At 51.1% G+C, this 8,553-nt stretch carries 9 protein-coding genes; 5 read left to right on the forward strand and 4 right to left on the reverse strand.

The annotated features are described in order from the left end of the window. Window positions 1–189: 189 nt before the first annotated feature. Together AC1MKH_RS12870 and AC1MKH_RS12875 are read right to left on the reverse strand one after the other, a co-directional pair. Complete coding sequence (locus AC1MKH_RS12870; RefSeq protein ID WP_276224612.1) at window positions 190–921, reverse strand: MerR family transcriptional regulator; 732 nt, start codon at window positions 919–921, stop codon at window positions 190–192. Window positions 922–1,149: 228 nt separating this feature from the next. Next, window positions 1,150–2,370, reverse strand: coding sequence for a diguanylate phosphodiesterase (locus AC1MKH_RS12875; RefSeq protein ID WP_276224610.1), 1,221 nt, complete (start codon window positions 2,368–2,370; stop codon window positions 1,150–1,152). 320 nt (window positions 2,371–2,690) lie between these two features. Between AC1MKH_RS12875 and ycgZ the strand changes: the two genes are divergently transcribed. The 5 genes from ycgZ to cho all read left to right on the forward strand — a co-directional run bounded on the left by ycgZ (window position 2,691) and on the right by cho (window position 5,222). Then, a complete protein-coding gene (gene ycgZ / locus AC1MKH_RS12880; RefSeq protein ID WP_276224608.1) occupies window positions 2,691–2,942 on the forward strand; it encodes a regulatory protein YcgZ in 252 nt (83 codons plus the stop codon). A 102-nt stretch (window positions 2,943–3,044) separates the two neighbouring features. Next, complete coding sequence (locus tag AC1MKH_RS12885) at window positions 3,045–3,335, forward strand: hypothetical protein (RefSeq protein WP_276224606.1); 291 nt, start codon at window positions 3,045–3,047, stop codon at window positions 3,333–3,335. A gap of 48 nt (window positions 3,336–3,383) precedes the next feature. Further along, window positions 3,384–3,650 carry a biofilm development regulator YmgB/AriR family protein gene (locus AC1MKH_RS12890; protein WP_276224603.1) on the forward strand — a complete coding sequence of 89 codons (267 nt, stop codon included), beginning with the start codon at window positions 3,384–3,386 and terminating at the stop codon, window positions 3,648–3,650. A 56-nt stretch (window positions 3,651–3,706) separates the two neighbouring features. Further along, on the forward strand, window positions 3,707–4,264 hold the full coding sequence (locus AC1MKH_RS12895; protein WP_276224601.1) for a helix-turn-helix transcriptional regulator: 558 nt from the start codon (window positions 3,707–3,709) through the stop codon (window positions 4,262–4,264). A 94-nt stretch (window positions 4,265–4,358) separates the two neighbouring features. Next, the gene (gene cho, locus AC1MKH_RS12900) at window positions 4,359–5,222 is read left to right on the forward strand and encodes an excinuclease Cho (RefSeq protein WP_276224599.1); all 864 of its coding nucleotides are present in this window, start codon (window positions 4,359–4,361) and stop codon (window positions 5,220–5,222) included. Here cho and AC1MKH_RS12905 read toward each other — a convergent pair. Both AC1MKH_RS12905 and AC1MKH_RS12910 read right to left on the reverse strand, forming a co-directional pair. Further along, entirely contained in the window at window positions 5,219–6,394 is a 1,176-nt protein-coding gene (locus AC1MKH_RS12905; protein WP_276224597.1) for an HlyD family type I secretion periplasmic adaptor subunit, read from the reverse strand. The genes cho and AC1MKH_RS12905 overlap by 4 nt on opposite strands. Further along, window positions 6,391–8,550 carry a type I secretion system permease/ATPase gene (locus AC1MKH_RS12910; RefSeq protein WP_327621994.1) on the reverse strand — a complete coding sequence of 720 codons (2,160 nt, stop codon included), beginning with the start codon at window positions 8,548–8,550 and terminating at the stop codon, window positions 6,391–6,393. Before AC1MKH_RS12910 ends, AC1MKH_RS12905 begins: the two co-directional genes overlap by 4 nt. Window positions 8,551–8,553 lie beyond the last annotated feature (3 nt).

Raw genomic sequence — 8,553 nt, forward strand, 5'->3', positions numbered from 1 at the left:
AACTCGCGGAAAAATATCAGAATAAGAGACTGAGAATTTAAAATGGCGTAAATCTTAATTAAATATTTATAGCGTGACGATTAAATCAGTGGCGGGTAAGAATATTACAACCGGAGATGAGATTAATGCAGATAAAAAATAACACGCATATAGCACTAATTGCTAATAAAAAGACCGCAGTGCGGTCCATCAGGGCTGGTGAAACGTTATGGCGTAACCTTGCTCATTCCAGTGCTGTAACAGTTCTTGCTGCCGTCTGGTCGGTGTAAGGCCTGTCCAGACGAATAACGTTTGTCCAGGGAAAAGCTCAGGACGTGGTGATTCAAGCGGCTCTGCCAAAACGGAAATATGCCAGCCAGACTGAGAAAGTCGCCATGCTTCCAGCCAGAGTCGTACACGGTCATCAATTTCCCAACCGATCAGCAACGCCTCTTTCCCTGCTTTACGTCGACGTTCTGTCAGCGTGGAGGCGACATATTCAATCAGAACGCCATCCAACATGCTGCACATAATACGTGCGGTATTGTGATCAAGACTGAGTCGCTGGCGAACGGGCCCGTAAACGTGATCAATCAACGCATCAACCGGATGTTCACGCCCGGCGGCGACAATTTTTGCTCGCAGTTTGGACGGGTTAGCGTACCGCAATACGGACATCATCTCTTCCTGAAGATAGGTCCAGTCATCATGCGTCATGGTACGGCTTTCTTCGAGAAGCGCTTTCACCTTCCCGACTGGAACGCCGCTTTTAATCCAGCGCTTGATTTCTTCCACGCGCTGAATGTCCTCTTCGTCAAACTGGCGATGCCCCCCTTCACTGCGTTGGGGTTTGAGTAACCCGTAACGACGCTGCCATGCTCGCAGCGTTACCGGGTTAATTCCGCATCTTTCGGCCACGTCGCCGATACTGTAAAAAGCCATAACGCCTCGCAACTCAACCATTACATCCCTGGGTAATGTTCTGTACCGTCTGTATAACTTACCGTTTATTGTACAGCCTTTTTGACAGGGATGAGTATGAAAGTCGTTAACTTTTATTAAACAAACAATAAAAGAGGTGATTTATCAAGAGGAAAGACGGGAAATCAGGTGAGGCTTACCCTTCTGCGAGGCAAAAGGGTAAGAACGAAAAGGGAAAGTTGTACAGCCTTACAAAAAACCTTTCTTCTCAGGCCAGGCAATTGCCGGAGCGCCTTGCAAATAGGGTTTGGCAAACAGGTCGCCCTGGAAATGAGAAATACCCGCAGACTCGAGCCACATCCACTCTTCCGGTTTCTCCACGCCCAGCGCCGAAACCACGATTTCAAGTGACCGACAGCAGTTGATAATCGCCTGAACAATCGCCTGGCGCGGCCCACTTTTGTGAACATCGCGAATCAATTCGGCATTGATCTTTATACGGTCCGGCTGGAACTGTGCCAGCAGTTGAAGACCGGCGAACCCCGCGCCAAAGTTATCGATAGCGACACTAATTCCCGCAGACTTCAGCACTCTTACCGCAGCGGTAAACTCTTCTATGCCTGAGACGACCTCGTGCTCGGTAAATTCCACCACAACCTGTTCCGGCACGAGTCCGTTAATTTTAATCTCATGAAGCAGATAATCTACCGCACCCGGGATTTTCACCAGGGTCATCGGTAACAGATTGACCGAAACAATCTGCCCACGCAGATCGCGCTCGCGTACCATTTCGAAGGCAACCTTCTTGCTGGCGAGATCCACTTCATAGATTTCATCACCCTGCAAACCGGTGAAGTAGGCATCTGTCATTTCCCCTTGTGGGGTAAAAATCAGCGCCTCAAGGGCAATAATATCCTGGGCAAGCGGGTCAATGATCGGCTGTAACGCCAGTGTGTAGTGGGCTGCGGAAGAGGCTTTATAAGGACCTAAATCATCACTAACCTCTGTTACCACGAAATCCCAGGCATCCGCGGGAGGAATTTCAAAATAGTTGCCCTTCTCTGTCGATTCAACAAACGTGCGAAAGAACTGCAGCGCGCGATCGTTGTAAGTGAGTTGATACGGCGATGTGCCTTTATCCAGCACCGTTTGTAGAACCTCTTCACGAGCATGTTCACGCAGGTCAAAGAGCTCCATGCCTACGTTACCAAACCGCCGCGTAGGCCCATGATCGCAAAGAAGTTCTACCAGATTATAGTGGCGTGGGTCCTGCGCAATATCCTGATAAATTCGGCGGACTTGCTCATCCGGCCCCTCCAGTAACTGGAAGAAATGCGTGCCATTAAAAAGGAGTATCCCTGTGACATTTGCCTCAGCATTTTTAATGTTGGCTGCTGCTACCATACCCTCCAGCGCTTTAACTGGGACGTCGTGACACAAATGGCTGCGGTAAATAATCGTGGTAAGCATAGCGGTTCCGGAAAAGGAATTTTTCTCAACATTAGCAGATACGCGATGAAATAGCTTTCGATTTAATACATTGATTTAACATTACTTCCGATTAAAACCAACACTTCTGCCGTGTTCCTTTTTCAAGGTAAGTACGCCGTTGTCTCTTGTACAGATAATTCCTGGTGCGCTAGTCGTGTATAACATTTAACTAACTGATATATAACGAATAGCATTTATTGCTAAAAATTAATGCATCACTTGTACAGTATTTATGTACAATTTTTATGAGTTTGTTAACGCAAATCGATACACGATAACGTCATTAACAGGAGCGACACATGCAGCAGAACCGTCAATACACCGTGGATTCAGCCAGTGCCATTTCCAGCTACTTCGGTAAAGCTGCCCTTCCTACTCAACAGGAAACTCTGGGGCAGATCGTGGTCGAAATCCTCAGCGCGGGCAAAAACCTGAATCGTAAGTCTTTGTGTACAAAATTGCTTAACCGCCTGGAAAACGCTTCTGGCATGGAAGAAGAGAAGCACTACAACACACTGATTGGTTTGTTGTTTGAAAACCGTAATTCATAAGGGAGATTTTTGCTCAGCGCGGAATTCCGATAAATATTCAGCCTGAGACAACTTAATGCTGTCACCCTCTTTTGAGCTGCACGGCAGTAAGAGACAGTTGTTATGAATAGTAGTAATAAAAAACTTACAGACACTTTAATTGGTGAGGCTACCCTTACGCTCATTATAAACAAAAAGCCGGTTAATTCTCAGGCATTGTTAAATGAGCTGAATACGATGCGACGACGAGAAATAGATACCGAACGTCTAACGGCATTGCAATCTGCCATTAGCGATATTCAGAAATATAGAGAATCGAAAGAAGCGGATTCCGCTGGCCACAAAGGCGTTAAACACCGCACAGACGGTAGAAAGGAACTTTCGATGAATGAAATAAACAAGAATATTCATTGAAACATTTTCAATGACAAACACTCACGCAACCAACAGATGAGAACCGCTATGTTACAGCAATATGATTTCTACCAATCTATTCAGAATAAAGCATTGTCCGAACACTTCCTTAAGGCCGGTGATATGTTAGCTGATGAAGCGGAAATCCTCGGTGGCGCGGTTCGCCATCTGATGGCTGCTGGGGAAACCATCAACAACAAAAACATTATCGCTACGCTGATTCAATCTCTCGAATGCACGGATAACGTGGTTTCTGCCGACGTCATCCGTAAGACGCTGGAAATTGTGGTGGATCATACGCTCGATGATATCTGAATCATGAGCTGATGATGTGCTTTGTTTAAACAATTCTTTTTTAATGTGGAGTCATTATGAACGGTGAAGCGTGCCCTGTTAAACTGGAATTGGTCGATCTCTGGCTGGATGACAATTTCCTTGAATATGGTTTGCGTGAAGTACTTAAAGACGTCAGATTAGATCGCCAAAATATTCGCTATGTGATTTTCTCTGCAACTCAGTATGCCAATGTAGCACGACATAATTACGATCTGCGCACGCATCGATTTATTTTGCTGAGCGATGGTCAGCGATATAATTTCCTCGATTCTTTTTCCGTAAACCATATTTCATCAAAGGCATCGGCCGAAGAAATTGTGAAATTCCTGACAAGCTTGCGTAAAAAGAATGAAGACCACTGCCATATTGAGCAAAAAGTTAAGCTCTCTGCACGAGAAACCACCCTGCTCGATCAGATGTCTGACGGCAAGAAGATTATCGAAATGGCGGAAAATCTTAACGTCCATATTAAGACGGTTTATCAGATGCGTACCAATCTGATTAAGAAATTGGGTTGTTCGGGCAACATCGATTTCATGCAAACATTGCGCACGGACGTGTTTAAAAGTTGGCTGACGGATCAGCGCGCGTAAGGACACGGTTATGCATCTCCACAGCACCGGGCAGAGGATTGACATTACCTTCCCGCCCGGTAAGCTGTATGCATAAACAGTATCTGGAGCTATTATGGTCAACCGCAGGGTCCCCGCTCGGCCCGAGCCTCTTCAGGGCCCCCTCTATACGTACCCCGAGCATCTCCGCTATTGCCTGGAAACGTTGCCGAAATTACCTGGTGTTTACACCTTTCACGGCGATAGCGAAACGCTTCCTCTCTACATCGGGAAAAGTGTCAATATTCGCAGCCGGGTGATGTCACACTTTCGCACCCAGCAGGAAGCGGCTCTGCTACAGCAGACCCGACGTATTAGCTGGCAGCCAACGGCGGGCGAACTTGGCGCGCTGTTGCTTGAAGCGCGTTTGATCAAAGAACAACAACCGCTGTTCAATAAACGATTGCGCCGCAACAAGCAACTTTGTTCCCTGCGCCTGCAGGGAAATACGCCTCAGGTTGTTTATGCCCGCGAGGTTGATTTTTCCCACACGCCGGGTCTCTTTGGTCTTTTTGCCAATCGTCGCGCCGCCCTTGAGGCATTGAAGTCTGTCGCCGATGCGCAACGTCTGTGCTACGGCGTTATGGGGCTGGAGCCATTAAGTCGGGGGCGTGCCTGTTTTCGTTCGATGCTGGGGCGTTGCGCCGGGGCCTGCTGCGGCCGCGAAAGCATAGAAGATCATAATGACAGGCTCCGCAGTGCGTTAGCGCATTTGCAGCTGATATGTTGGCCATGGAAAGGCACCGTGGCGCTGGAAGAGAAAAGCGATACGCTCACCCACTACCATATCATTCAAAACTGGTTGTGGCTGGGTGCGGTAGAGTCGCTAACGGAAGCCGATAACCTGACGTGTATCGCCACGGGGTTTGACCAGGATGGCTATAAGATACTCTGCCGCCCGATGCTGAGCGGCGAGTATGTGATCCACGAGCTGGATTAACGTTCACGTAGCGCTTCCCGCGCTTTATTAAACGGCTTCAGCAGGTAATCGAGTACCGTTTTGCGCCCGGTCTTGATATCCACGGTTGCCACCATTCCGGGAAAAATAGGGAACTGCTGCCCGGCTTTATTTTGCAGATGATTACTGTCGGTGCGAATGTATACCCGGTAATAATAAACATCACGACGAACCTCATCCTGAAGCGTATCAGGGGAGATCACCGCGACCTCGCCCGCCAACCCGCCGAAAATCGAGTAATCATAGGCGGTTATCTTCACCAGCGATGCCTGTCCAGGATGAATAAATGCCACATCGCGCGGTGAGATTTTGGCTTCGATCAACAATTGTTCATCCAACGGTACGATGGTCATCAATTTGCCGCCTGGGGCAATAACGCCGCCCACCGTTGTCACATCGATATCCTTAACAATGCCGCGCACGGGTGCGGTAAAGTTCAGCCGGGTTAGCGAGTCCTCACGCCCGCGAATCACGGATCGCTGAGCCTCAGTGTCCGCGTTCGCTTTGGCAAGATCTTCCCGCGCCCGCACATAATACTGGGTGCGAATTTCGGTAATTTTGTTCTGTAACTCATTCATCTGGCGCTGTAAACGTAACACTTCCACGCTGCTGGCCGCCCCTTGTTTAATCAGCGGCTGCGTCATGCCCAGTTCACGGTTGACCAGGCGAATGCCCTCTTCCAGCCCGGAAATGGAGCGGGTAAGCGCTTCACGACGGGTGGTATAAAGCGCCGTCTCAGAGGCGACCAGATCCGGCAATGGCTTTAGCTCATCAGGGAAAACCAGCGCTTGATTATTAACCTCGGCCCTGAGTCGCGCCGAGGTTGCCAGCGCAGCATATAAACGAGATTGTGCCTCCTGCACATCCGATTCCGTTTTGGTGCGGTTAAGCTGCGCCAGCGGCTGGCCTTGCTCAACAATGTCACCCACCTTCACATTCAAATGATAGAGTATGCCGCCCTCAAGAGATTGCACCACCTGATCGCGCCCGGAGGGCTCCACGGTGCCCGTGCCGGTCGTCACTTCGTCAAGTTTGAAGAACCAGGCCCAACCCAGGAAGCAGAGAAACATGACCGCGACAAGGCGTACGGCCAGCGCAGAACGCGGCAGGTGTGGCTCATTCAGCCCACGGTTAAACTGAATCTGACCATTCATGCCGCGCTCCCCTTATCATTTTGTACTGTCACCCGACGCACCGGTGCGCCATTAAGTTCGTGCAGAATCGAGTCCTTCGCACCGTCTCTGACAATCCGCCCCTGATCCATCACGATAATGCGGTCCACCAGTTGCAGCATCGCCGTGCGGTGAGTGGCGATGACCAGCGTGCGATGTCCAATCCACTGTTTCAGTTGTTCGATTAAATGCGCTTCCGCCATTTCATCCAGCGAGGCGCTGGGTTCGTCAAGCAGGACAATATTGGGTTGAGAGATAAGTAGCCGCGCCAGCAGCAGCGTTTGCCGCTGACCGCCAGAAAGACCAAATCCCCCTTCCTGAATCATGTAGTTGAGGCCGTTTTTCTGCTTCTGTACAAAGGGTAGCGCCCCGCTGAGGGTTAACGCGCGTTCGATATCTTCATCGCTGGCTTCCGGCATCCCCATGGTGAGGTTTTCCCGCAGCGAACCGAAGAACAGTCGCCCGGTCTGGCTGAGCAGCCCCATGTCGCGGCGCAGATCCGCCGGATCAAGCTGCCCGATACTGATGTTATCCAGCAGCACCTGCCCCTGCTGGGGGATACGCATTCCGGCGAGCATTTGCAGTAGTGTCGATTTACCCGCGCCGTTGCGCCCAAGAATGGCGATTTTCTCACCAGCCTGAATGTTGAGTTTGCCAATCGCCACATCGGCAATCTTCTCTTCTTCGTCGTAATAAAACACCGCGTTGCTGAACTGATAATTACCGTGCAGCACCGCTTTATGCACCAGTTTGCCGTGTTCCGGTTGATCCACCGGGCGCTTCATCAGTTCATCGAGGCCGTTACGCGCCACTTTCGCCTGCTGCCAGCGCGAGAGCACGCCGGATATCTGCGACAGCGGCGCGATGGTGCGCGAAGCCAGGATCGTCGTCCCGACCAGCGCACCGGTGGTCATGTCGCCGTTCATCACCATAAAGCAGCCCACCAACAGCACCACCACGTAGACGATGGACTGCACTTCCTGGGTCCAGGTGAGCAGCAGTCCGGTGAGAAAACGTTGCTTCATGCTGATGGACGAGGCCACATCGTTGGTGTGATTCCACTGATTCTGAAAACGCTGCTCGGCGCGCAACAGTTTAATGTCTTCAATCGACTGCACGGCTTCCACAAGCGTCGCGTTGCGTACCGCTGACTCGCGCATCCCTTCGTTCGCCAGCCGCGCCAGCGGGCGTTGCACCAGCAGGCCGGGGATCACCAGCAACGGCAGCGCCAGCAAAACAACCAGCACCAGCCAACCGCCAATCATCCACAGAATAAAGACAAACAGCAGGAAGAACGGCAGGTCCGCCACCGCGCCGATGGTGGTGGAGGTGATAAGCTCCCGCACCGATTCCAGTTCGCGGATCTGCGAGATAAACGATCCGGTGGATTTCGAGCGCACGTTATTTTTCAGCCGTAATGCGTGACCAAACACGCGGTCCGAAATACGCAGATCCGCCCGTTTGCCAATCATATCCGAGAGGTGCGTGCGCACCATGCGCATACAGAACTCAAACAGGATCGCCATCATCACCCCGGCGAACAGCACCCACAGCGTCGGGTAGGACTGCGCCGGAACGACGCGGTCGTAAACCTGCATCGAGAAAATCATCGCCGCCAGCGCCAGCACGTTCGCCACCAGTGAGGCCAGCATAATATCGCCGTAGCGCCGCCAGTCTTTTAGCGAGAGATTCCAGAACCAGTTCGCCTGATATGGGCGAATGTAGTCATCCACCCGCGCATCGGGAATGGCGCTGAGCGGGCGAAGTAACGCCAGTTCGACGATTTTATCTTCAATATCCGCGACGTTAAGCGTGGTTTCCAGCCCTTCGTCACCGCTGAACTGAACGCTAATATTGTCGTGATTGTCGCGGCGGGTGATTACGCCAATCTGCTGATTATCAAACACCGCGATCAACGGCAGCCGCCACGGGTTAAGCGAATCGGCGGAGAACTCGACCAGCCGCAGCCCCATTCCCAACTGCCGCGCCATGTCGGTGAGCAACTCTTCCCGCTTGCTGTCGCGCTCCCAGTTGACGGTTGCGCGCACGTTCTCCTGAGAAAAATCGAGGCGGTAATAGCGCGCCACGGCGATCATCGCCTCCAGCCAGGCTTCCACGGACTGGGCATTTTTTTTCATTAT

The sequence above is a fragment of the Pseudocitrobacter sp. CD920760 genome (assembly GCF_057782505.1).